This window comes from Pusillimonas sp. SM2304, assembly GCF_031628915.1.
Classification (GTDB): Bacteria; Pseudomonadota; Gammaproteobacteria; order Burkholderiales; family Burkholderiaceae_B; genus Pusillimonas_C.
In genome coordinates, this window is sequence record NZ_JAVLUJ010000001.1 from 1,164,430 (window position 1) to 1,187,087 (window position 22,658).

The window sequence follows — 22,658 nt, forward strand, 5'->3', positions numbered from 1 at the left end:
CCCCTGTGCCGGCGCTCAGGCCGTTTCGTTGAACAGTTCGCGCCCGATCAGCATGCGGCGAATTTCGCTGGTGCCGGCGCCGATTTCATACAGCTTGGCGTCGCGCCACAGGCGGCCCGTGGGGTATTCATTGATATAGCCATTGCCCCCCAGTATCTGTATGCCTTCACCGGCCATCCAGGTGGCTTTTTCGGCGCAATACAGAATGACCGCAGCGCAATCCTTGCGCACTTCGCGCGCATGGCCGCTGCCCAGGCGGTCCAGATTCTTGCCGACCGCATAGCAGAAAGCCCGGCTGGCCTGCAGGGTGGTGTACAGGTCGGCCACCTTGCCCTGGATAAGCTGGAACTCGCCGATGGACTGGCCGAACTGCTTGCGGTCATGGATGTAGGGCACCACGATGTCCATGACGCCCTGCATAATGCCAAGCGGCCCGCCGGCCAGCACGGCGCGTTCATAGTCCAGTCCGCTCATCAGGACCTTGACCCCGCCATTGAGCTCGCCCAGGATGTTCTCTTCCGGAATTTCGCAGTCCTGAAACACCAGCTCGCCCGTGTGGCTGCCGCGCATGCCCAGCTTGTCGAGCTTTTGCGCGATTGAAAACCCCTGCACGCCTTTTTCGACGATGAATGCGGTAATGCCCCGCTGTTTGGCGCCGGGATCGGTTTTGGCATAGACGACCAGCGTGTCGGCATCGGGGCCGTTGGTGATCCACATTTTGTTGCCGTTCAGCACATAGCGGTCGCCTTTTTTCTCGGCCCGCAGTTTCATGCTGACCACGTCCGAGCCCGCGCCCGGCTCGCTCATGGCCAGGGCGCCCACATGTTCGCCGGACACCAGCTTGGGCAGGTATTTTTGCTTTTGCGCCTCGGTGCCGTTGCGATGAATCTGGTTGACGCACAAATTCGAATGCGCCCCGTAGGACAGGGCCACCGAAGCGCTGGCGCGCGAGATTTCCTCCATGGCGATCATGTGCGCCAGATACCCCATGTTGGCGCCACCATAGGCTTCGTCCACCGTCATGCCCAGCACGCCCAGATCGCCGAACTTGCGCCATAAGTCCATGGGGAATTCGTCGCTGCGGTCGATGTCGGCGGCGCGCGGCGCGATCTCGGCCTGGGCAAAGTCGCGGACTGCGTCGCGCAGCATGTCCAGGTCGGAACCCAGATCGAAATTCAAGCCGGGAAGATTCATGGTGGTCTCCGTATCGGTGCGAGAGGCGGGTGCCTGAATCGCGTGGGCTATGCAGGCTGGCCGGTTCAACAGGCCTAACTTAGCAGAGGTTTGCCCGAAAATGTATTTATATTACGTTTACGTAAACGTCAACTATAAGGGCTTTCCCGAGCGGCGCGCCAGCAGGGCATCGCAATCCGCTTGCTGGCGATGAATTTCCTGCAAGGTTTCGTCGATATCCTTGCGCTGCTGCTCCAGGACGTGGCGGTGTTTTTCCAGCACGCCCATGTAATGCCGCAACTGGGCCGCCGTACCGCCCGGCCCGTCGTACATATCGATCAGGCTAAGGATTTCGGACAGTTGGAAACCCAGCCGCTTGCCGCGCAGGGCCAGCTTGAGCCGGGTGCGGTCGCGCGCCGTATAGACGCGGTTGCGGCCGTCGCGCGCGGGGCTGACGATGCCCTGGTCTTCGTAGAATCGAAGGGTGCGCGGGGTAACGGCGAACTCTTGCGCAAGCTCGGATATGGTCCAGGTGGGTTCACTCATGAAGACGATCTACCGTTTACGTTAACGTCAAGTATGATGCCATAATAAGCCGGGTCGAGCATACTAGAATGTGCTGTGTCCGGCAGCCTTGAATATCGGGCCGCCCAAAGCCCCTCGCATGGAGACCGCATGAATCCGAATGAACAGAAACTTGAGTACCCCTGGGGCGACCAGCAGCCCGAGCCGGGTGGCGTCATCACCGTGGCCGATGGTGTGCGCTGGGTGAAAATGCCCCTGCCTTTTGCGCTGAATCACATCAACGTGTGGCTGCTGCGCGACCAGATCGACGGGCGCGACGGATGGACTATTGTCGATTGCGGCGTGTCGCGCGACGAGGTCAAGGGTTTGTGGGAACAGGTCTTCAAGGACGCCCTGGAAGGGCTGCCCGTGCTGCGCGTGATCGTGACCCATATGCATCCCGACCACATCGGCCTGGCGCACTGGCTGTGCGAACGCTGGAATGCGCCGCTGTGGATGACCATGACCGATTATGCGGTGGCGCGCTTATGGTCCAGGCCGGCGGTCGAGGGCGCGGCGGCGGTCGGCACCAATGGGCAGCCGGCCGTCGAGCATTTTGCCCGCCATGGGCTGGCCGATCCCGAAGCACACCAGAAAATCCGCGAACGCAGCAACTACTACCCCAACCTGGTGCCCGATGTGCCGGCCCACTTTACCCGCATCATGGATGGCCAGCGCGTGCGGATAGGCGGACGCGACTGGGAAATCATTGTGGGCTACGGCCATGCGCCCGAGCACGCGTCCTTGTACTGCGCCAGCCTGAAGGTGTTGATTTCGGGCGATATGGTGCTGCCGCGCATCTCCACCAATATCAGCGTGTTCAACTATGAGCCCGATGCCAATCCATTGCCCTTGTATCTGGATTCGCTGCGCGCCTATGACCGCCTGCCTGAAGATACCTTGGTGCTGCCGTCGCACGGCCGGCCTTTCAAGGGTCTGCACGAACGCATCGCGCAGCAGCATGCGCACCATGCCGAGCGCCTGGAAGAAGTCATCGACGCTTGTGCGCAGCCCAAGAGCACATCCGACATTGTCCCCATCATGTTCAAGCGCGAGCTGGATCTGCATCAACTGACCTTCGCCATGGGCGAGGCGCTGGCGCACCTGCATGCACTGTATTTCGATGGCAAGCTGACGCGGTCCACCGGCGGCGACGGCGTCATTCGCTTCCAGCGCGCCTAGCGGTTGGACAGGGCCAGTTTCACGGCCAGGCCCAGGAACACCACGCCCGCCAGGCGGTTGAGCGCGCGCTGGGCGGTATGCGATTTTTGGATGCGCTCGCCCAGCGCGCCGGAAAACCAGGCCAGCATGCCGAACACCAGCAAGGTAGCCAGCATGAACAGCGCGCCCAGGCTCAGCGTTTGCAAGGCGACGGACCCGCGCGCGGGCGAGGTGAATTGCGGCAGGAAAGCCAGGAAGAACAAGGACACCTTGGGGTTGGTCAGGTTCATGATGATGCCGCGCCGGAACAGAGCGCCTGCCGTTGATTTCCGCGGCTGTTCACGGCTGTGGGCCCGGCCCTGCGCACGGAAGGCGCCCCAGGCCAGGTAGAGCAGATACAGCGCGCCCGCCAGCTTGAGGACGGTGAATGCCGTCTCGGATGCCGCAAAGACCGCCGCCAGCCCCACCGCGACGGCCAGCGTATGGCCGATCAGGCCGGTACATAGCCCCAGGACGACCGCCAGGCCGGAGGCGCGGCCCCACATGGCCGACTGCATCAGGACGAACAGGTTGTCGGGCCCCGGCGCCAGCGCCAGCAGCACGGCAATGCCAAAGAAGGACAGCGCCAGGTCATAAGTCAGCATAAGGGTCGCCAGGAAGCAGGTACTGAAACGGGCGGCTAGGGCGGCGGGCCGCTTGGGCAACGCGTTTGCCGTCTATCCATTATCATCGAGAGGAGGCGCATCTGCGCGCATTCCGCGATTTCCAATTTTTAACATACTACGCCATGGCCAAATCCCTTTCCCTTCAACTGGATACCCAACTGCAGCACACCGGCACCGCCGCATTCGATCCCGTCTCCGGGGCAGCGCCGGTGGCCTTGCCGTCCATGCGCACCAGCACGGTGCGTTTTCAGAATCTCGATGCGCTGGACGAGGCGCAGGCGGGCAAGGCCAAGGGCGAACGCAGCGTGACTTATGGCCGTGTCGGCATGGATACCCATGCCGCGCTGGAGCAAGTATTCTGCGATCTCGAGGGGGCCGAACGCGCCTTCCTGGCCTCGTCGGGGCTGGGCGCTATCACCTTGGCGCTGTTCAGTGTGCTAAATAGCGGCGACCACGTCATTGTGGCCGACTGCGCCTACGGCCCGGTGCGTTACCTGGATAAGACGGTGCTGGGGCGCATGGGCCTGGAGGTGAGCTACAGCCGCGCCAGGGTGGCCGACCTGGCAGCCCAGCTGCGCCCCAATACCCGCGTGCTGTATGTGGAGTCGCCCGGGTCGCTGCTGTTCGAAATGCTGGACATTCCCGCACTGGCGCAATTTGCCCGCGAGCACAAGTTGATTCTGGCGACCGACAATACCTGGGGGTCGGGCTATATTTACCGCCCGCTGGATCTGGGGGCCGATATCTCGGTGGTGGCCGGCACCAAATACGTGGGCGGCCATTCCGACCTGATGTTGGGCGCGGTCATGGCCAAGGACCCGGATATTGTCCGGCGTATCAACGATACCCACTACGCCATGGGATACTCCATCAGCGCCGACGATGCCTGGCTGGCCATACGCGGCGCACGCACGTTGCCGATCCGCATGCGGCAGACCGCGCAGAATGCGCTGGAGGTTTGCCAGTTCCTGGCGGGCCGTCCGGAAGTGGTTCGCATTTTTCATCCTGCCTGGCACGAGGACCCGGGCCATGCTTTGTGGCAGCGGGATTGCACGGGTTCCAATGGGATGCTGTCGGTCGAGCTGAAGCTGGACAATGCCGCCGCACGGCGCTTCGTGGATGGCCTGAAGCTGTTCGGGATCGGGTTTTCGTGGGGGGGCTTTGAAAGCCTGGTGCAATTGGTGGATCACGCTGCGCTGCAGCCGCATGGCTATTGGACGGCTACTTCCAACGCGATTGTCCGGCTGCATATTGGGCTGGAGTCGCCGGGCGATTTGATTGCGGATATTACGCAGGCGTTGGGGCGGGCGGCTCAAGGGTAGTCGGCGATGGCGCTGCTTTAATTGGGTTTAAGGCGGGCTGTTTGTTTTTGGCTGTCTGTTTGTCTTTCTAAGACGGCCTGCCGGGTGCTGGCGGGGCAGTCGTGCTCCCGTGCCCCGGTCCTGCTGCGCAGGACTGCCCGCGTCAATCCTGACTGGCCGGGCGGGCGCAAAACTCGCGCCATCGGGCCGGTGGCCCGAAAGCCGGCGCTCGAACAACTGCGCCCTTGCATCCCGGCCAGCCAGGATTGACGCGGCGTGGCCCGAAGTCGCCCTCCCACCCCGCCAGCACCCGGCAGGCCTCATCATAAATAGGATTGGTACCCCGTTTTGCTTGTCATGTCGTGTGATTGGCGCTGGACGCTGTTGTGCAGCGTTCGGCTCTTTACTGTCTGTGATGGTGGGTGACCTGGGCATTGCTCAGAAGTCAAACAGTCAGCACGCACCTACGCTTAAGGTCATGCAATGCAGCGCATTTCCGCCCAAATGCTCTGTGCGTCGAGCCACGCGCTTCAAACCACGGACGCTCTATGAAGACGCCATGGCACAGCGAGGGGTTCGGTCCAATCAATGGGTTCAGCCCAATCAGACGCTTTACAGGGCTGTGTGGTTGACAGGGGTGGAGGGCGGTTTTCGGAGGCGCCGGGTTTTGTCCGGAGCCAGGGGTGCAAGGCTGCGGCTGTTTGAGTGCGCGCTTTCGGGCCACTGGCCCGAGCGCACGAGTTCCGCGGCCGCCCTGGGTGCGGGCAAAATCCGGGAAGTTCTGGCCTTGGCCAGAACCGCATTCGACTAGCCCGAAACCCCTGTCAGCCGTACAGCCCGTGTTCAAAGACCTGAACAGGCTGTCAAAAGACCTGAAAAGCACAAACCCGCAAAGCGAACCGTACCCATCTCAAGCCTTTGACTGGACCAGAACATCAAGCGCATTCCGGTCCCCGTCAGCGCCGTTTACTTGTTCACCAACTCAACCAACCGTTGTGCTTCGGCGATGGTGCCTTCGTAGCTGTTGGCCAGGGTGGGTGATGTCACATACTTGCCGCCCACGGCAATGCTGGGCGTGCCGTCGATGGCATACAGCTTGGCCAGTTCATCGGCCCGCATGACCTTGGAGTTCACGCCGAAGGAATTGAATACGTCTTCGAACGCCTTGCGGTCTACGCCTTGCTCGGCCACCCAGTCGATAATTGCCTTGGCATCGTAAATGCGCTTGCGTTCGACATGGATCGCCTTGAAAACGTCATCGTGCAAATCGAGCCGGCCCAGGCTTTCCAGCGAGTAGTACAGCTTTTGCAGATCGGCCATGCTGGCATTGAACGCGACCGGAACGGGTTTGAGCACCACATTGTCGGGCAGGGTCTTGGCCCAGCTTTGCACCATCGGCTCGATGGTATTGCAGTGCGGGCAAGTGTAGGCGAAAAACTCCAGGACTTCGATCTTGCCGGTGGTGTCGGACGGTTGAGCCGGTTCGATGGTGATGTACCGCTCTGCGGCCTGCGCACCCGACAGCGGGGCGAACGTGGCGCCCACGCTAAGGGCGGCAATGGCAAACGTACGAAGCAGCAGGTTCTTCAGCGACATAATGTATTTCTTCCAGGCAATCAAAAGTCAGGGTAATGGAATAAGACCGCAAGACATAAAACAAGTTCAGGGGCGAACCACCGACGATTCGATTTTTTCTTCCCCCAGCCGTGCTCGCGAGCGGTTCATTTCATCAATGCCCTTGAAGGGGCCGACCCGGACACGGTTGATCGTATTGCCGTTGCTTTGGGCTTTTTGCACCACAACAGGCAGGCCCAGCAACAGAATGCGCGCCTTGACGGCTTCGGCGTCGTCTTCCGACCGGAACGCGCCCGCCTGCAGATAGTAGGTGGTTTGCGTATTGGCCGCGGCAGCGGGCTTGGATGCCGTGGCGGGGGCTTCCGTGCCGGGCACGGGAACGGGGGCCGAAGCGCGGGGGGCGGGCGCCGGCGTATCGGGTTTGCCCAGGCTGGCGATCAGGTCGCCCAGGTTGTCCTGTGCGCCCGGCGCCGGGCGGGTCGCGTCAGGCGTCAGGCCGGGCAAGGGTGACGGCGCCGTGGCGGTAGGGCCGGTCAGGGGCGAGCCGGCTGCGGAATCCTTGCCGTACAGGCCGATGTTGGGGTCGGGCGCATTGCGCACATCGGGCAAGAGCGTTTGGGCGGGATCGCGGCTGGCCTTGTCGACGAAAGGCATGGGAACCTGGGTGACGAACAGGGCGACGGCGACGGCGGCAACCAGGCCGAAGATCAGCCCGATCAGAATGCCAAACAGCGTGCTGCCGCCGGACTTGGCGTTTGATGATTTGCGGCGAGTGCGGGCCATAAGAGCGCGTTACATCCTTTCGGGGGCCGAAACCCCAAGTAGTTCAAGGCCATTGGCAAGAACCTGGCCAGTGGCGCGGGCAAGCCGCAGGCGGGCGAGCTTGAGCCCGCTGTCGTCGACCAGTACCCGTTCGGCGTTGTACCACGCATGGAAGTCGGCGGCGCAATCGCGCAGCCAGAAAGCCAGGTGGTGCGGCGCAAGTTCTTGCGCCGCCAAAGCCAGAATGCCGGGATACTCGGCCAGGCGCTGCAGCAGGGCAAACTCGGTGGGCGCCGTCAGCGTGTCGGCGGCGGCCTGCGGAATCTGCGCGGCCAGCTCGGACGACGAAGCCAGCATGGAGCAGATACGTGCGTGAGCGTACTGAATATAGTACACCGGGTTCTCTTCGCTTTTCGACAATGCCAGGTCGATATCAAAGACGAATTCGGAGTCGGCGCGGCGCTGGATCAAGAAGTAGCGCACGGCGTCCTGGCCCACCCAGTCGATCAGGTCGCGCATGGTGACATAGCTGCCGGCGCGCTTGGATATTTTTACCTCGGCCCCGTTGCGCACCACCTTGACCATTTTATGCAGGATATAGGCGGGGAAATCCTTGGGGATGCCCAGCTCCAGGCCTTGAAGCCCCGCGCGGACGCGGGCAATGGTGCCGTGGTGGTCGGTGCCCTGGATGTTGATGGCGCGGTGAAAGCCGCGTTCCCACTTGGCCACGTGATAGGCGACATCGGGTACGAAGTAGGTGTAGCCGCCTTCCGACTTGCGCATGACGCGGTCTTTGTCGTCGCCCGTGCCCAGTTCGGTGGTGCGCAGCCACAGCGCGCCCTCGCTTTCGTAGGTGTGGCCGGCGGCAATCAGGGCCTTGACGGTTTGCTCGACCCGCCCAGAGGTGTAGAGCGAGCTTTCCAGGTAGTAGTTGTCGAACTTCAGGCCGAAAGCCTGCAAGTCCAGGTCTTGCTCGCGGCGCAGATAGGCCACGGCGAACACCCTGATATCGTCCAGGCTGTCGATGTTGCCCGTGGCGGTCACCGATACGCCGTCCGAGCCTTGCACGGTGGCGCCCGCCTTGAAATCACGCGCAATGTCCAGAATGTAATCGCCCTTGTAGCCGTCGGCGGGGAACTCGGCAGCGTCCGGGCCAACGCCGCGGGCACGAGCCTGGACGCTGATGGCCAGGTTGTCGATCTGGTTGCCGGCGTCGTTGTAATAGAACTCGCGCGTGACGTCGTAGCCTTGCGAGGTGAACAGCCGGCAGATGGAGTCGCCCAGGGCGGCCTGGCGGGAATGGCCGACATGCAGGGGGCCGGTCGGGTTGGCGGACACGAACTCCACCATCAGTTTTTCCTGAGTGGCGGGGCGATGGCCGTAACGCGCGCCTTCCTGGCCGATGGCGTCCAGCACGGCGTGCCGCGCCGCCGTGGCCAGGCGAAAGTTGATGAAGCCGGGGCCGGCGATCTCGGCGGAGGACACCAGCGCCTGCGTGGCCGGTTCTTCCAGGAGTGCATCGACGATCTGCTGGGCCAGTTCGCGTGGATTGCGTTTGGCCGGCTTGGCCAGCTGCATGGCGATGTTGCAGGCAATATCGCCATGGGCGGCGACTTTCGGGCGCTCCAGCAAGATGGTGGGTGAGGCCTCGGGCAGAAGTTTGCCGACGGCAGCCTGGATGAGCGAGATAAGCTGTTGTTGTTGCCCTGGAAGCATAAGATGGATCTGTAACCGAAAAGATAAGCGACGCGGCGCAAGGTGAGGCGTGGTCGGACGCACAATTTTGCGTCGCAAGGACGCAGGCGCCGGGAAGGTATAAATGATAGCGTGATTTCCGCTGCCATGCCTTGCCTTCCGCAGCGGGAACCGTGACGCAAGACGGCGGGACTCAGGCGGGCAGCGGCTGCCAGCCCAGTTCGTCGCGCAGCCACAGGGCATAGCCGTTCATGTCCACGGTGCCGACGTCGGATCCGGCGCGGCTGCGCCAATGGTCGCGGCGTTGGATCAGCGCCTCGGTGCTGTCGCGCCGGTCTCGGCCCAGGGCGGGGTGGCTGTCCTGGTAATAATGGGTCATGGCGCCGTCGGCGCCGCTCACGCTGCGGTCGCCGTCCTGTACCGAGCGCGACAGCGCGGGCCGCTCGTCATGCAGGATGGGCCGGGTGATTTCGCGGTCGTCCGGGTCGGCCAGGTCAAAGCGCAACGAGGCGGCGCGTGCCTGCCACAGCATCCAGTTCAGGGCCACGTCGGCCAGATCGCCGCCCGGTTCGGCGGACGCATCGCGCAGGCGCAGCGCGCCGCCGCCGATATCGGCATGGGCGCCGATAAAAGGCGCTTCGATGATATTCAGCCCGTCGCTATCGGCGGCGCTGGTCAGGGGGAAGGCCCAGCGCCTTTCATGCAGGGCGACGGCATGAGCCACCCATTCCCAGGCCGCGGCGATCGTCAAGTCGTAGTTGGCATTCTGGCTGCCCGCCACGCCGAACTGGGCCACGGTATCGAACAGGCCCATGAAGCGCAGGTCTATGCAGGCGGTGATGCGGCCCCGCTGCCGGTCGTCGTAGGAAAACAGATTGCCTTGCGTATGCTGGTGGATCAGATTGCCGAAATGCCGGGCCAGGGCGGCCCCGCGTGAAAAGCCGATGATGTCGATGGGCAGGTGCTCGGTCAGGCTGCCTGACTGGCTCAGCGCGTTCAGCAGGGATTGCCATTGGTTTTCAATGATCTGTTCTGCCTGGCTGGCGGTGAGGGCTGCCCAGTCCAGATACTGGTCATTGCCAGGGCCCGAATGGTAGAAGACCGGGCCGTCGAGATAGGCCTGGCTCATTTTCCAGACATTGCTGCGGGTGCCGGGGCTGTTGCGCGTACCGTCGAAGGCGAACAACAGCAGGCCCAGCGGGTCGATGTAGCGCCTGGGCTGTTGCCTGGCGTAGCCCAGCGCCTGGCTGCCGGGCACCGGCCCCAGCGGATCGGGCTCTAGATAGTGGCCCAGCCCGGGCAGGTAAGTGCGCAGCAGATTGTCGTGCCAGCCGGTTTCGGGGTCGAACAGTTGGCCGGGCAGTCGCAGGTCCAGCGTCAGGTCGCCCGCCACGCGGGTGGCGTGTCCGCCGGGCTCGTAGGCGGCCAGCCAGCGTATGCGCTGATGGCTGTCGGTGACCAGGCGCGGCGCCCCGACCAAGTCGGTGTGTACCGCGAACAATTGGGCCTGCCCGGCCCCGGCCCCGGCATCCGGATACACAATCAGCCCGACTACGGCCTGGCCGGCACGGATGTAGCGCCGGCTCACGGCGAAGGCCGGCTGGGCGCGCTCATCGGCGCTCAGCGGGGAGCTGTTGCCGGAAGCCGGGTCGTCGGCCCCGGGAGGATGCTGCTTCTCGGCCACCAGTTGATTGTCCAGATAGAAATAATCGCTGCGCGTGCCTGGGCTGCGCTTGCCGATGCGGTGGCCGAAGGCGTTGTGCTGGTAGTCGGCATGCGCCGTACCGGCCTGCGGCCTGGGTGCCAGCGGATTGCCGGCATTGACATGGGCGTCGGCATCGTCCAGGCTTACCTGCGTCAGGCGGCGTTGCGGGCCGTAGGCAAGGCGCCTGCCGTCGATCTCGGTTGGCAGGCCAGAGGCATCCCGCCGCAGCGACGGCACATGCGTGACGCCATTGCGGCGCAGGGCGGCCAGCGCACCGTCGTCATGCCAGGCGTACCAAAGGGTGTCTTGCCCCGGAGCCCCGCCCTGGCCTTGCTGCCGTGTCCCTTCCGCGCCGATCAGCCGGGCTTGCGCGTCGTAGGCATAGCGCCAGGTTTCCGTGTAGTCCTGGCCGGGCACTTGGTGCGATTCCTGTTGCAGCCTGCCTTCTTTGTTGTAATAGTGATCCAGCGTCCACATTGGCGGCTGCCCATCATTGCCCAGCGTCAATTGTTCTGCCTGCCCTTGCGGATTCACGATGGCGCGCAGCCGCAGGCCGTTGCCATGCCGGTACCCGTCCTTGCCGGCCTGACTGTCGATGACGATGTGGGTGTTGCCTTGGGCATCGCGCCAGTGGATGGCGGCCAGGCGGCCATCGGGGTGCCAGCGATACAACAGCGAGCCCCCTTCGGGCAAATGATGTTGCTGCAAGCGATGCTGCGCGTCGTACTCAAAAGACTCGGCATAGCGTAGCGACCGACCCGGTACGGCCGAGTCCCGTTGCACCTGGCGCCGCGCAAGGCGCTTGGCGGGGCCGTATGCCCGGGTTTCTGTTTCCCGCGGGTGTTCGATGCGCGTGAGCAGCGCGCCGTGCCAACCCAACCGGGTTTCTTCCTGGCGGCCCTGGCGCCTTGCCGTGATGCGGGTGGGACGGCCTTGCGCATCGTAGGCATAGGCCAGCGTATCGCCATTCTGGAAGCGGCGCCGCAAAGGCAGGCCACGGTTGTTGTAGGTCAGGCTTTCGGTGCCTGTCAGGGATGCCTGCCACGACTGGCGCCGGCCATTGGCCTGGTAGCGCAGCGCCAGCCCCGGCCAGCCTGGCGCATGCGGCGCGATGGCCAGGATGCGGCCGTCGTCGCCCCGCCGTATGCGTGTGCCATTGATGGCCAGCAGGCGGCCAAGGGCGTCGTATTCGGCCTGGGTGCCGGATGCGGCACAGCCGGGGCACTGTGCCCCGCTGACCCCCGTGAGCACATAGCGTCCGCCGCGAACCGCTGTATGGAAATGGGTTTCCTGCTTGCCGGCGCTGGTGACGATGGTCAGGCCCGCCTGCCCAGGCCTGGGCGCGCGCGGATAGGTCAGTTGCACTTTGCCGGCCAGGCTGTCGGGTTGGCCGGCGATGGCCAGAATGGCCCGGCCCTGGCCATCGTAGGCCCAGGTGCTGATGCGCTGGCGGGTTTGCGCATCGGCCGCCACGATCTCTATGCCCGTCAGCGCATAGGAGTTGCCCGCCTGCAGCGTGGCCTCGTACAGATAATGCTTGCGCATGCCGTCCGGCCGCTTGATGCCCGTCAGGCGAGGCGGCGGGGCGCCATCTGGCCCGGGTTCGCCGCCGTCGTACTGGTATTCAAAGCGCCCCAGCGGCGTATCGATATGACGCAGATAGGCCTGTGCGCCCTGCACGCGGTAGTGGAAATCAAGCCGGCCGCCCCGTGTGCTGTCGACGCGTTCCAGCATGTTGGCCAAGGGGCCGGCCTGTTGCGAGCGCCGCAAAATCAGGGCGGTGCCGTCGCGCGCGGTGATGCGCAGCAGGAAACCCTGTGCGTTGAACCGGAGCCGGCGGCCGTCAGGCCAGGTCCAGACCCATTCCTGGCCGTCGGCGGCCAAGGCGCCGTGCCGGTTGGCCACGGGCTTGCCCGCAGCGCTGTCATAGTGGATGCGGCTGCCGTCGGCCTGCACAATCTGCCAGGCGCCGCCGGCATGAAACAGCCGTGTGTCGTAGGACAGCGCCCAGCCCCGGCCGAGCGCGGACACACGCCGGTCCTGGGCGTTGTAATGGCGGACGATCTCGAGGCCGGGCGCCTGCGGATGGGCGGGCAGGTCGGTTTCCTTCTGGTGCTTGTTGCCGGTGGCCAGGTGGATGGGGTTGCCGGCGCCCAGATTGAGCCCCGGTTCGATGTGGCCAGCCACCGCGACACCGCCCGCCGTGCAGGGTTCGCCCAAAGGGGAAGGGCCGCAAGTGCCTTGCGCGCCCGCAAAAAGTGACCACAGCATGGCACCGGCCAACAGCAGGAAACGCAGTATCCGCGACATGGGTTATCCCTACAACGAAAACCCTGATATCTTGCCGCTTGGCAGCATTCTGAAGTTAGGGTAGTGTATGGTTGTGTCTATTGAGGGAAACCGAAGATGCTCATAGTTTTTCACTCTAAAGCGGCTGCCGAAGTGCTGATGTTTTCGCAGCACGCACTGCCTATCCTCAAGGCGGCGGGCAAGCCCTACACCGATACGCTCCCCGAGCGCGGCGTCATCACGCGCGACCAGCTCGATGCCGCCATCAAGGGCATCGAACAAGCCATTTCCGTCAACACCGAGTCGGATGAATATTCCCACGACGAAGACGACAATGACTCCAAAACCCACCCTATTTCACAGCCGGTCAGCTTCCGCCGCCGCGCCTTTCCCCTGCTGGCCATGCTGCGCCTGTCGCGCGAGCATGATGCCGATGTCATATGGGAACCTGCGCCGTCGTGGTAAAAACCGCCATGTTCATAGGGGAGCTTTATGCGTAGTGTTGTTACGGTAATCTTCAACAGCCGTCAGTCGCTGGAATTAGGCGTGGACGTCGAGCCCGACAGTGCCGGTTCGCAGGCGGCCCGCGACTGGTTCGACGCCACCTGGGTCAGGCTCGGCTGCGAACCGCTGCGTCCCAGCGGCAAAATCCTGCTGCTGGACAAAATACTGGGTGTAGCCGACGCGCTGGGCCATGCGCAGCTTTCGCAAGACGCGCAGCAGGCCCAGGAATTCGCCCGGCAGGCGGCCCTGGCGCTGCAAAAACCGCGCATTACCGTCGATCTGCCTGGCCTGGTGGTCGGGTTCTAGTGGGCGGCGGCGCGTTGATCCTAGCGTATGCCCGCCCGCATGAACGACTGCACGAACTGCCGCTGAAACAGCAGGAATGCCACCAGCAGCGGCGCCGCGCTCAGTAGCGTGGCGGCGGTGATGATCGACCAGTCTATGCCCTGGTCGGTCGAGGCAAACACTTGCAGGCCCACCGTCAAAGGACGCGACTCGACCGAGTTCGTGATGATCAGGGGCCACAAGAAGTTGTTCCAGTGGTAGCTGACCGACACCAGGCCGTAGGCCACATAAATGGGCCGCGCCAGCGGCACATACACTTTCATCAGAATCTGCCAGCGGCTCGCGCCTTCCACGCGCGCCGCTTCTTCCAGCTCGCGTGGCACGGTCTTGAACGTTTGCCGCAGCAGGAAAATGCCGAAGGCCGACGCAAAGTATGGCAGGCCGACCGCGAAAATCGTATCGCGCACGCCCAGCCAGGACATCAGGCGGTAGTTCTCCACGATGAGCACATCGGGCATGATCATCAATTGCAGCAGGACCAGCATGAAGACCAGATCGCGGCCCCGGAACGTAAACCGGGCAAAGGCGTAGGCCGCCAGCGTCGACAGGACCAGTTGCGCCGCCAGCACCATGGTCACCAGGATGAAGGTGTTCAGGAAGTACTGGGCAAAGGGCGCGGCGTGCCAGGCGGCCACGAAGTTGTCCAGTGTCAGCGGCGCGGTCAGGTCGAAACGGGTGGAATAGGCCGAGGGGTGGAAAGCGGCCCACAGCGTATAGGCCAGCGGCAGGAACCACACGATGCCCAGCAGCCAGGCCCCCAGGGTGTCGAGTTTTTGCGTCATTGGTAGTGCGTCCTGCGATCAAGCCAGCGGAATTTGATGAATGCCGTGATCGACAGGATCAGCAGCAGCACCACCGACAGCGTGGCGGCATACGATGTGTCCCAGTAGCTGAAGCCCACTTCGTAAATGTAGAACAGCAGCAGGGTGCTGGCATTGTCCGGCCCGCCCTTGGTCATCACCAATACATGGTCGACTAGGCGGAAGGCATTGATCAGTGCGTTGATCAGCACGAACAAGGTGGTCGGCATCAGCAGCGGCAGCAGCACGCGCCAAAAATACTGCCAGCGCGACGCGCCTTCCAGCAGCGCGGCTTCGCGCAGCGAAGGCGGCACCTGCTGCAGCGCCGCCAGATAAAAAATCATGAAGAAGCCGGATTCTTTCCAGATGGTGACCAGCATCAGCGCGGGCAGGGCGGTCGAGCGGTTGCCCAGCCAGTTCATGCCGGGCAGGTTGAACAGCCCCGCGATCTGATCGACCAGACCATATTGCGGAGTATAGAAAAACAGCCAGATATTGGCCACGGCCACCATGGGCAGGACGGTGGGGGTGAAATAGGCCAGACGCAAGAAGCTGCGCCCGGCGATCTGGCGGTTCACCCACAAGGCCATGATCAGCGCAATCACCACTGACACGGGAATCGTCACCAGCGCATACAGCAGGTTGTTCCACAGTGCTTGCCAGAACACCGGGTCGTCCCGCATGGCCAGGTAGTTGTCGGCCCCCACGAATACCGCCGGACGCTTGGCCTTGGGCGTGGAAAAAAAGCTGTTCCACAAGGTGGCCAGCGCCGGATAGTGTGTGAAGGCGGCCAGCAGGACGAGGGCTGGCAGCAGAAGCAGCCAGCCATACACCGCGTTCAGCGATGATTTCATGCGCATGATTTACTTGTAGGAGCGCAGCAGGCGATTGGCTTCGCTCTGCGCGTCCTTCATGGCTTGCTCGGGCGTCTTGGCATTGGTCAGGACGGCTTGCAGGTTATCGTTGAGCAGCTTGGTCACGCGCTGGTTGTCGTGGGTCGAGAACTCGGCCACGCTGACCTGCAACTGGTCACGCGCAACCAGCGCGGTGGGCACTTCCTGCACATAGGCTTTCATCTTGTCGGTTTCCCAGGCGGCCTCGGTGACGGCCACGTAGCCGGTGTCTATGCTCCAGGCGGCGGCGTTTTCGGGGCTGGTCATCCATTTGACGAACTGGTAAGCGGCTTTGCGCTGTTCGGGCGTGGCCGATTCAAACAGATAGAAATTGCCGCCGCCGGTGGGGCTGCCGCCTTGCTTGGCCTTGGGCATGGGCGCCACGCCGAAGTCGAATTTGGCATTCTTGCGCACGTTGGTCAGATTGCCCGTCGTCGTCCACATGATGGCGGTTTTCCCCACCAGGAAATCCTTGGGCGTCGTGCCCCAGTCGATGGTGCCGGTGGGCATGATCTTGTGTTTGTAGGCCAGATCGTGCCAGAACTGCGCAGCCTCGATGACGGCCGGCTTGTCCAGGTAGACTTCATTGCCGGCTTCATTCATCAGGATGGCGTCGTTAGGCGTAGTCAGCGCCTGGAACAGCCAGTAGGCAAATGCGCCGCCCGACGGAATTTCCAGGCCCCACTGGGTGACCTGGCCGCTGCTGTCCTGCTTGGTCAGTTGCTTGCCCTGGCTGACCAGTTCTTCCCAGGTCGCGGGCGGTGCATCGGGGTTCAGGCCGGCTTCCTTGAACAGGTCTTTGTTGTAGTACATGACGATGGTGGAGCGCTGGAAGGGGATACCCCAGGTCTGGCCGCCGGTCTGGCTGTTGGCCATGAAACCTTTGTAGAAGCCATTCAGCCATTGCTTGTCGTCGTCCGACTGGATCAAGGGATCAAACGGCACAATCGCGCCTTCATCGATCAGCGTGAACATATCGGTCGACAGCAATACCGCCAGTTGCGGCGCACTGCCGCCTTTGTGCGCCGTCAGCGCCTTGGCCACCGAGTCCTGATAAGAGCCCGCATACACGGACTTGATCTTGATGTCGGGATGGCCTTTTTCGAACTCGGCCACCATGCCGTCCACGATCTTGGTGATGGGGCCGCCCACGGCCACCGGGTAATAGAACTCAAGTTCCACCGGCTGGGCCTGGGACCAGGCGGGTGCGGCGGAAAAGGCGCCTGCCAGACTGAATGCAAGGGCTTTCAAAAAAGTACGTCGCATGATGTTTCCTGTCAAGAAGAGGTGGGCGCTTGGCGCAATGCCTTGCCCGTAGCGTCAAAAAAGTGCTGCTGGGTGGGGCTCCAATGGAGCATGATTCTTTCGCCGCGCTCGGCCCGCAAATGCCCGGCCGCGCGCACCGCCACGTTCGGGTTGGCGCCCAGCGTGGCGATCACGATCGAATCCGCGCCGAAATACTCGACGTTCTCGACGGTGGCGGGAATGAGGCCGGCCGGATCCAGGCGGATGTGCTCGGGGCGTATGCCCAGCGTGACGGCCGCTTCGGGCGCTTGGCCGGCGGGCGGCCCCGAGCGTGCCAGCAAAGACCGGGTGCGGTCGTCCAGCTGCAGCACGTTCATGGGCGGCGTGCCGATGAAGCGCGCGGAAAATTCCGAGGACGGCGTGCCATACAGCTGATCGGGGCTGTCGTTCTGCTCGATGCGCCCGCCGTTCATCAGCACCACCTGGTCGGCCATGCTCATGGCTTCGGTCTGGTCGTGCGTGACGTAGACCATGGTGATGCCCAGGTTCTGCTGCAGCGCGCGGATTTCTCGGCGCATTTCATGCCTGAGCTGGGCATCCAGATTGGACAGCGGCTCATCCATCAGGCATACCGGCGCTTCCGAGATCACGGCCCGGCCCAGCGCCACGCGCTGCTGCTGTCCGCCCGACAGTTGCGACGGCTTGCGGTCCAGCAGTTTTTCCAGGCCCAGCAGGGCAGCTACTTTGTCCAGGCGGGGCTTGTGCTGCGCCACCGGCTCCTTGCGTACTTTCAGGCCGAACAGGATGTTGTCCCGCACGCTCAGGTGCGGAAACAGGGCATACGATTGGAACACCATGGCGATCTTGCGTTGCGAAGGGGGCAGGTCGGTCACATCCCGGCCGCCGATGCGGATGCGTCCTGACGTGGGGGTATCCAGGCCGGCGATCATGCGCAGCGTGGTGGATTTTCCGCAGCCCGACGGGCCCAGCAACACGGTAAAGGTGCCGGCCTGCGCCTCGAAGCTGATCTGGTTCACGGCCGGCGGGGCATTGCCGTACTGCTTGGAGATGTTGTCCAGAAAGATGGTAGACATAGGCAAGGGTCAGAAGGGATAGGGGCCGGAGAAATCGCCGATGGCGACGTGATGCGTCACCAGGCCCTGGGCGCCCTGCCAATGCAGCTGATAGCCGGGCGGTTCGAAATTGAAATGCAGGGCCTGCGCGGCAGGGTCCAGGTCCAGGGCGATCTGGTGCGCAGTGCCTGGGCAGGTGGACGCCACCGTTGGGCCGACGCGGCACAGCATCGTGCGGTGCAGATGGCCGCACAGAATGCGCTCTATGTTGCGGTAGGGGGCGATGATGTCGGCAAAGGCGTCGCGTCCGGTCAGCAGGCCCAGTTCGTCCATCAGCTTGATGCCGGTTTCGAAAGGGGGATGGTGCATCAGCACCACGGTGGGGGTGTCCGGCGCCTGCGCCAGCGTATCGGCCAGCCAGCTCAGGCGCTGGGCGCACAGCGCGCCTTCGCTGCGCATGGGCACGGTCGTATCCAGCCCCACGATGCGCAGCGGCCACGTGTCGATGGCGTATTGGATGAAGGGCGAGGGCGACTGCAGGTAATCATGGTCGTGAAAAACCTCGCGCAAGGTGGCGGGGCTGTCGTGGTTGCCGGGGATCAGCACAAAAGGGATGTCCAGTTGTTCCAGTATGGGCTTGAGCAGCAGGTATTCTTCTTTCTGGCCGTGTTCGGTCAGGTCGCCGGTGACGACCACCAGGTCTGGACGCGGCGCCAGGCGGTTCAGCGCGCGTATGCAGGCGGCCAGATGCGGCGCGGCCTGGATCAGCTCGGAATCCTTGCCGCCTTGCTGGATGTGCAGGTCGCTGATTTGAGCAATAAGCATGGTCTTAGCTCCTGTGTACCGCGTTGTGGCCAGGCGTCTTGCCTGGGGCATGGGGCGCTGCGCTGGCGCCGGTGATCAGCCTGTGGGGCACCTGCTGGCTGCGCGGCGCCTGCTGCGCGATCTGTTCCAGCAGCAGATGGCAGGCGGTCTTGCCGATCTCATATCCCGGCGCCTCGATGGTGGTCAGGCCGGGCGACATGACCGCGCCGTAACGGATGCCGTCGAAGCCCGCCACCGACACATCTTCGGGCACGGCGTGGCCCAGCTCGCGCAGGCTGGCCATGACCGCGGTCGCCAGCAGATCATTGGAACAGAACAGGGCGCTGGGCCGGCTGGCGCCGCCGAGCAGACGGCGTACGGCGGCGGTATCCGAGCGGGTGTGGCTGGGCATAACATAGTGCTTGACGGGTTCAAGCCCGAGCGCGCGGGCGCGGTCCCGGGACCCCGCCAGCCGCGATTTGGCCCGGTCCGACAGGCCCAGCGGACCGCTGACAAAGGCGATATGGCGGTGCCCGAGCTGTGCCAGATGGGTGATCATGTCGGCGGCGGCGGTGTAGTTGTCGACGGCTGAACAGGGGTGCGCGCTGGATTCGTTATAAGCCAGCACATAACTCATGCCCCGGGTTTTCAGGGTCTTGAGCACCGTGCTGCGGCGTGGATCGGCCACCGTCAGAATGACGCCGTCCAGTTGGTGGTCGATCAGCCGGTGCACGGCCGCGGCTTCCAGCGCAGGGTCGTAGTGCGTGACCGTCATCATGACGCTGTAGCCTGACTCGCGCGCCCGCGTCTCCGCCCCTTCGAAACAGTCGGCAAACACAGGGTTGGACAGCGTGGGCAGCACCAGGCCCAGGGTCCGGGTCGTGCCCGAACGCAGGCTGCTGCCCAGGCGGTTGGGCCGGAATCCGTGCTGGCCGGCCACCGTCATGATCCGTTCCAGCGTGCCGGCCTGCACGAGTTCGGGCCGGTTGAAGGCGCGCGACACCGTGGCCGGGGATACCCCCGCCTGTTCGGCGATCTCTACGAGCGAGATGGGCGTGCTGCGCCGTGTGTGGTCCAAAAACGTTTCTCCAGCCGGTGGGATGCGATGAAAACGTTTTCATATTAAACATGAACTATTGCATGCTTATTACACGTGTTTACCCCAAGCTTTGTTGTCATGGAGGGTGGCCTGCATAGGTGCGCAGGCAAAAAAATACCAGCCCGCAGGCTGGTATATCGAGTGAGTCACAGGCCATTCGCGTTCTGGGCGGGCCCGTCAGGCGCCAGGACGGGCGTAAGCCAAGGGGCGGACCAGGCTAGGCGGCAACCATTTCCTTTTCGGAAGACTGCATCGCCGCATGCCGGTTCACCGCGCTCAGGATAGCCAGGAAGGAGGCCGTCACGATATCGCCGTGTATGCCGACGCCAAAACCGGTAGGCGACTCGCCCACGCGCAGCTCGACATAGCTGGCTGCGCGGGTATCGGTGCCGGTTCCGATGGCGTGCTCGTGATAGTCCATGATTTTCACGTCCGCATCGAGCGCATCCACAAAGGCGGAAATGGCGCCATCGCCGCGGCCCACCAGATTGCGCACTACGCCGTTCTCTTCCACTTCGGCCTCGATCATGAACTGCTGGCCGTTGGCGGCCTTGGGGTCGCCCGTAATGCGGTGGCGCACCAGCTTCCAGGGCTGGTCCTGCTCCAGGTACTCGGCAGAGAAAATATCGTAGACCTTGCTGGCGGACACTTCGGCGCCCGTTTCATCAGTCTCGCGCTGGATGGCACGGCTGAACTCGATCTGCAGGCGGCGCGGCAGGACCAGGCCGTGCTCGGTTTCAAGCAGGTACGAGACGCCGCCCTTGCCCGACTGGCTGTTGACGCGGATGACCGCATCGTAGCTGCGGCCCAGGTCGGCCGGATCGATAGGCAAGTAAGGCACTTCCCACAAGGCGTCGGCTTCCTGGCAGGCAAACCCCTTCTTGATGGCATCCTGGTGCGAGCCGGAAAAAGCGGTAAAGACCAGGTCGCCCGCATAAGGATGGCGCGGGTGTACCGGCAACTGGTTGCAATATTCCACACAGCGGCGCACTTCGTCGATATCGGAAAAATCCAGGCCGGGATGAATACCCTGCGTATACAGGTTCAAGGCCAAGGTAACCAGATCGACGTTGCCGGTGCGCTCGCCATTGCCGAACAGGCAGCCTTCAATGCGGTCGGCGCCGGCCATCACGGCCAGCTCCGCAGCCGCCACGGCGGTGCCCCGGTCGTTGTGCGGGTGTACGCTCAGCACGATGGCATCGCGCTGGTTCAGATGGTTATGCATCCATTCGATCTGGTCGGCGTACATATTGGGCGTCGTCGCTTCAATGGTGGCCGGCAGGTTGTAAATGATCTTGGACTGCGGGGTAGGCTGCCAGACTTCGGTCACGGCGTTGCAGACTTCCAGGGCAAACTCGGGCTCGGTCGTGCTGAAGACTTCCGGCGAGTATTCATAGCGCCATTCGGTCTCGGGATGCCGGCCGGTGTATTCCTTGACCAGCCGCGTACCCATCAGGGCGATTTCCTTGACCTCTTGCTTGCTCATGTTGAAGACGATCTTGCGGAAGGCGGGTGCGCAGGCGTTGTACAGGTGGATAATGGCCCGCTTGGCGCCGGCGGCCGATTCCACGGTGCGCTGGATCAGGTCTTCACGCGATTGGGTCAGCGCAATAATGGTGACATCATCGGGGATGCGTTTTTCGTCGACCAGCTTGCGCACGAAATCGAAGTCGGTTTGCGATGCCGAGGGGAAACCCACTTCGATTTCCTTGAAGCCGATCTTGATGAGCTGCTCGAAAAAGCGCAGCTTGCGCTCGACGCTCATGGGCTCGATCAAGGATTGGTTGCCATCGCGCAGATCGGTGCTCATCCAGATCGGCGGGTGGGTGATGCGCTTGCTGGGCCAGGTCCGTTCGGAAAAGTCGCGGTCAAAGGCAACAAATGGACGATATTTGTCGGAGGGATTGGAAATCATGGGACACCTGTTCTATGGCTGGACTATGCGGTTCGCCATCACTGGAGCGTCATGCGGGCTCGTGAAAACTGACGGGGTGATGGGGAACAAAAAGGGGGTGTGGCGAAAAAAGGCTGCCGAACTGCCACGCGACGCTAGGCCCGGCAACCGATCGGTAGTAGCAGCGATAGTGCTAGCGAGAGAGGAGCAATGCGCAGGGAACCGCGCTGAACACGCAACGCAACACCCGCAGCGTGGCTGCGGAGGGAGGCGTTAGCAGAGGAAACGTGTTCGGCTTGCATACCGATAGTCAAACATATTTTTACAGGCTTGGCAAGTTTTATCGCGGCGCGGCGCGCGCTGGGGGCTGAATCAGTCGATCGGAAGCATGCGAAAGCGCTTGAGCATCTCTATCTGCTCATTGCCGCCGCGCGTGCGGCGATTGTAAAAATGGTTGCGTGCCGCCTGCGCGTCGCCTTTCCGGATCGCATCGATCATCGCGAGATGCTCTTTTGAAGACAGACGCGGCGGTGGCGCCAGGCGCAGGGTGACATATCGCACCCGATGGGCCTGGTTCCAGAATTTCATCACAATCTGGGCCAGCCGCCGATTTCCGCATAGTTGCAGCAAGTGCAAGTGAAAGGCTTCATCGGCCGCCGCCCATGCTTCAAGGTCGTCCTCTTTCAGTGCCCGTTCCATTCGTTCGCAGGCCTGCTCGAACGGAAGCAGGTCGTCCCTGGATGGCAGGCTGCGCGCCGCCAGCTCGGCGGCGGTAGCCTCCAGGCTGGCGAGCACCTCGTAGATTTCGCGCATGTCCGACACCGACATTTGCGTCACTCTCATGCCATGCCTGGGGATGATTTCGACCAGATCCTCGTGCTCGAGCTTGACCAAGGCCTCGCGTATCGGGGTGCGGCTGACCGAGAACATGGCAACCAGCTCTTGTTCCAGGATCTGCATGCCGGGCGCGAAGTGATTGTCCAGGATTTTCTGCCGTATGCCTTGATAGACGCGCTGCGTGGATGTTTCGCGCTGATTGCTTTTTTTGTGGTTTCCCAGGGCTTGCGTCATGATTCCGGTCTTTACATGTATGTCCTGCCAGGCTTTAAAG

General features: G+C 63.0%; 19 protein-coding genes. 4 read left to right on the forward strand and 15 right to left on the reverse strand.

Annotated elements, in window-relative coordinates; all coding sequences use genetic code 11:
- Positions 1-15 precede the first annotated feature (15 nt).
- Together RE432_RS05290 and RE432_RS05295 are read right to left on the reverse strand one after the other, a co-directional pair.
- A complete protein-coding gene (locus RE432_RS05290; RefSeq protein ID WP_310932197.1) occupies positions 16-1,194 on the reverse strand; it encodes an isovaleryl-CoA dehydrogenase in 1,179 nt (392 codons plus the stop codon).
- Positions 1,195-1,326: 132 nt separating this feature from the next.
- Positions 1,327-1,719, reverse strand: a complete 393-nt coding sequence (locus RE432_RS05295) for a MerR family DNA-binding transcriptional regulator (RefSeq protein WP_310932198.1) — start codon at positions 1,717-1,719, stop codon at positions 1,327-1,329.
- Between the two features lie 129 nt (positions 1,720-1,848).
- Between RE432_RS05295 and RE432_RS05300 the strand changes: the two genes are divergently transcribed.
- Entirely contained in the window at positions 1,849-2,919 is a 1,071-nt protein-coding gene (locus tag RE432_RS05300; protein WP_310932199.1) for an MBL fold metallo-hydrolase, read from the forward strand.
- Here RE432_RS05300 and RE432_RS05305 read toward each other — a convergent pair.
- Positions 2,916-3,542, reverse strand: a complete 627-nt coding sequence (locus tag RE432_RS05305; RefSeq protein WP_310932200.1) for a LysE family translocator — start codon at positions 3,540-3,542, stop codon at positions 2,916-2,918. The genes RE432_RS05300 and RE432_RS05305 overlap by 4 nt on opposite strands.
- Before the next feature lie 143 nt (positions 3,543-3,685).
- Here RE432_RS05305 and RE432_RS05310 point away from each other — a divergent pair, with 143 nt between their 5' ends.
- Positions 3,686-4,885, forward strand: a complete 1,200-nt coding sequence (locus tag RE432_RS05310; RefSeq protein ID WP_310932201.1) for an aminotransferase class I/II-fold pyridoxal phosphate-dependent enzyme — start codon at positions 3,686-3,688, stop codon at positions 4,883-4,885.
- Between the two features lie 945 nt (positions 4,886-5,830).
- Here the strand turns inward: RE432_RS05310 and RE432_RS05315 are convergent.
- The 4 genes from RE432_RS05315 to RE432_RS05330 all read right to left on the reverse strand — a co-directional run bounded on the left by RE432_RS05315 (position 5,831) and on the right by RE432_RS05330 (position 12,911).
- Positions 5,831-6,460 (reverse strand): thiol:disulfide interchange protein DsbA/DsbL, encoded by a 630-nt coding sequence (locus tag RE432_RS05315; RefSeq protein WP_310932202.1) that lies wholly within the window; start codon positions 6,458-6,460, stop codon positions 5,831-5,833.
- Positions 6,461-6,526: 66 nt separating this feature from the next.
- Positions 6,527-7,222 carry an SPOR domain-containing protein gene (locus tag RE432_RS05320; RefSeq protein WP_310932203.1) on the reverse strand — a complete coding sequence of 232 codons (696 nt, stop codon included), beginning with the start codon at positions 7,220-7,222 and terminating at the stop codon, positions 6,527-6,529.
- 9 nt (positions 7,223-7,231) lie between these two features.
- Positions 7,232-8,917: an arginine--tRNA ligase gene (argS, locus tag RE432_RS05325; protein WP_310932204.1), complete on the reverse strand. Its 1,686-nt coding sequence runs from the start codon at positions 8,915-8,917 to the stop codon at positions 7,232-7,234.
- Between the two features lie 172 nt (positions 8,918-9,089).
- A complete protein-coding gene (locus RE432_RS05330) occupies positions 9,090-12,911 on the reverse strand; it encodes a phospholipase effector Tle1 domain-containing protein (RefSeq protein WP_310932205.1) in 3,822 nt (1,273 codons plus the stop codon).
- Positions 12,912-13,007: 96 nt separating this feature from the next.
- Here RE432_RS05330 and RE432_RS05335 point away from each other — a divergent pair, with 96 nt between their 5' ends.
- Both RE432_RS05335 and RE432_RS05340 read left to right on the forward strand, forming a co-directional pair.
- Positions 13,008-13,355 (forward strand): DUF1840 domain-containing protein, encoded by a 348-nt coding sequence (locus RE432_RS05335; RefSeq protein WP_310932206.1) that lies wholly within the window; start codon positions 13,008-13,010, stop codon positions 13,353-13,355.
- A 27-nt stretch (positions 13,356-13,382) separates the two neighbouring features.
- Positions 13,383-13,700, forward strand: a complete 318-nt coding sequence (locus tag RE432_RS05340) for a hypothetical protein (protein ID WP_310932207.1) — start codon at positions 13,383-13,385, stop codon at positions 13,698-13,700.
- 20 nt (positions 13,701-13,720) lie between these two features.
- Here the strand turns inward: RE432_RS05340 and RE432_RS05345 are convergent, their stop codons facing one another.
- The 8 genes from RE432_RS05345 to RE432_RS05380 form a co-directional block, all read right to left on the reverse strand.
- Positions 13,721-14,521, reverse strand: coding sequence for a carbohydrate ABC transporter permease (locus RE432_RS05345; RefSeq protein WP_310932208.1), 801 nt, complete (start codon positions 14,519-14,521; stop codon positions 13,721-13,723).
- Entirely contained in the window at positions 14,518-15,393 is an 876-nt protein-coding gene (locus RE432_RS05350; RefSeq protein ID WP_310932210.1) for a sugar ABC transporter permease, read from the reverse strand. The genes RE432_RS05345 and RE432_RS05350 overlap by 4 nt, the downstream gene beginning before the upstream one ends.
- A gap of 9 nt (positions 15,394-15,402) precedes the next feature.
- Positions 15,403-16,698 carry an ABC transporter substrate-binding protein gene (locus RE432_RS05355; RefSeq protein WP_310932211.1) on the reverse strand — a complete coding sequence of 432 codons (1,296 nt, stop codon included), beginning with the start codon at positions 16,696-16,698 and terminating at the stop codon, positions 15,403-15,405.
- Between the two features lie 11 nt (positions 16,699-16,709).
- Positions 16,710-17,771, reverse strand: a complete 1,062-nt coding sequence (locus RE432_RS05360) for an ABC transporter ATP-binding protein (protein ID WP_310932212.1) — start codon at positions 17,769-17,771, stop codon at positions 16,710-16,712.
- Positions 17,772-17,780: 9 nt separating this feature from the next.
- Positions 17,781-18,575 carry a phosphodiesterase gene (locus tag RE432_RS05365; protein WP_310932214.1) on the reverse strand — a complete coding sequence of 265 codons (795 nt, stop codon included), beginning with the start codon at positions 18,573-18,575 and terminating at the stop codon, positions 17,781-17,783.
- Between the two features lie 4 nt (positions 18,576-18,579).
- Positions 18,580-19,632, reverse strand: a complete 1,053-nt coding sequence (locus tag RE432_RS05370) for a substrate-binding domain-containing protein (protein ID WP_310932215.1) — start codon at positions 19,630-19,632, stop codon at positions 18,580-18,582.
- 238 nt (positions 19,633-19,870) lie between these two features.
- On the reverse strand, positions 19,871-21,568 hold the full coding sequence (leuA, locus tag RE432_RS05375) for a 2-isopropylmalate synthase (protein ID WP_310932217.1): 1,698 nt from the start codon (positions 21,566-21,568) through the stop codon (positions 19,871-19,873).
- 351 nt (positions 21,569-21,919) lie between these two features.
- A complete protein-coding gene (locus tag RE432_RS05380; RefSeq protein WP_310932219.1) occupies positions 21,920-22,618 on the reverse strand; it encodes a GntR family transcriptional regulator in 699 nt (232 codons plus the stop codon).
- Positions 22,619-22,658: the final 40 nt, after the last annotated feature.

Excerpts from the sequence above, each read along its gene's own strand:
- RE432_RS05290 (WP_310932197.1), bottom strand. The coding sequence starts at position 1,194 with ATGAATCTTCCCGGCTTGAATTTCGATCTGGGTTCCGACCTGGACATG.
- RE432_RS05295 (WP_310932198.1), bottom strand. The coding sequence starts at position 1,719 with ATGAGTGAACCCACCTGGACCATATCCGAGCTTGCGCAAGAGTTCGCC.
- RE432_RS05300 (WP_310932199.1), top strand. The coding sequence starts at position 1,849 with ATGAATCCGAATGAACAGAAACTTGAGTACCCCTGGGGCGACCAGCAG.
- RE432_RS05305 (WP_310932200.1), bottom strand. The coding sequence starts at position 3,542 with ATGCTGACTTATGACCTGGCGCTGTCCTTCTTTGGCATTGCCGTGCTG.
- RE432_RS05310 (WP_310932201.1), top strand. The coding sequence starts at position 3,686 with ATGGCCAAATCCCTTTCCCTTCAACTGGATACCCAACTGCAGCACACC.
- RE432_RS05315 (WP_310932202.1), bottom strand. The coding sequence starts at position 6,460 with ATGTCGCTGAAGAACCTGCTGCTTCGTACGTTTGCCATTGCCGCCCTT.
- RE432_RS05320 (WP_310932203.1), bottom strand. The coding sequence starts at position 7,222 with ATGGCCCGCACTCGCCGCAAATCATCAAACGCCAAGTCCGGCGGCAGC.
- argS (WP_310932204.1), bottom strand. The coding sequence starts at position 8,917 with ATGCTTCCAGGGCAACAACAACAGCTTATCTCGCTCATCCAGGCTGCC.
- RE432_RS05330 (WP_310932205.1), bottom strand. The coding sequence starts at position 12,911 with ATGTCGCGGATACTGCGTTTCCTGCTGTTGGCCGGTGCCATGCTGTGG.
- RE432_RS05335 (WP_310932206.1), top strand. The coding sequence starts at position 13,008 with ATGCTCATAGTTTTTCACTCTAAAGCGGCTGCCGAAGTGCTGATGTTT.
- RE432_RS05340 (WP_310932207.1), top strand. The coding sequence starts at position 13,383 with ATGCGTAGTGTTGTTACGGTAATCTTCAACAGCCGTCAGTCGCTGGAA.
- RE432_RS05345 (WP_310932208.1), bottom strand. The coding sequence starts at position 14,521 with ATGACGCAAAAACTCGACACCCTGGGGGCCTGGCTGCTGGGCATCGTG.
- RE432_RS05350 (WP_310932210.1), bottom strand. The coding sequence starts at position 15,393 with ATGAAATCATCGCTGAACGCGGTGTATGGCTGGCTGCTTCTGCTGCCA.
- RE432_RS05355 (WP_310932211.1), bottom strand. The coding sequence starts at position 16,698 with ATGCGACGTACTTTTTTGAAAGCCCTTGCATTCAGTCTGGCAGGCGCC.
- RE432_RS05360 (WP_310932212.1), bottom strand. The coding sequence starts at position 17,771 with ATGTCTACCATCTTTCTGGACAACATCTCCAAGCAGTACGGCAATGCC.
- RE432_RS05365 (WP_310932214.1), bottom strand. The coding sequence starts at position 18,575 with ATGCTTATTGCTCAAATCAGCGACCTGCACATCCAGCAAGGCGGCAAG.
- leuA (WP_310932217.1), bottom strand. The coding sequence starts at position 21,568 with ATGATTTCCAATCCCTCCGACAAATATCGTCCATTTGTTGCCTTTGAC.
- RE432_RS05380 (WP_310932219.1), bottom strand. The coding sequence starts at position 22,618 with ATGACGCAAGCCCTGGGAAACCACAAAAAAAGCAATCAGCGCGAAACA.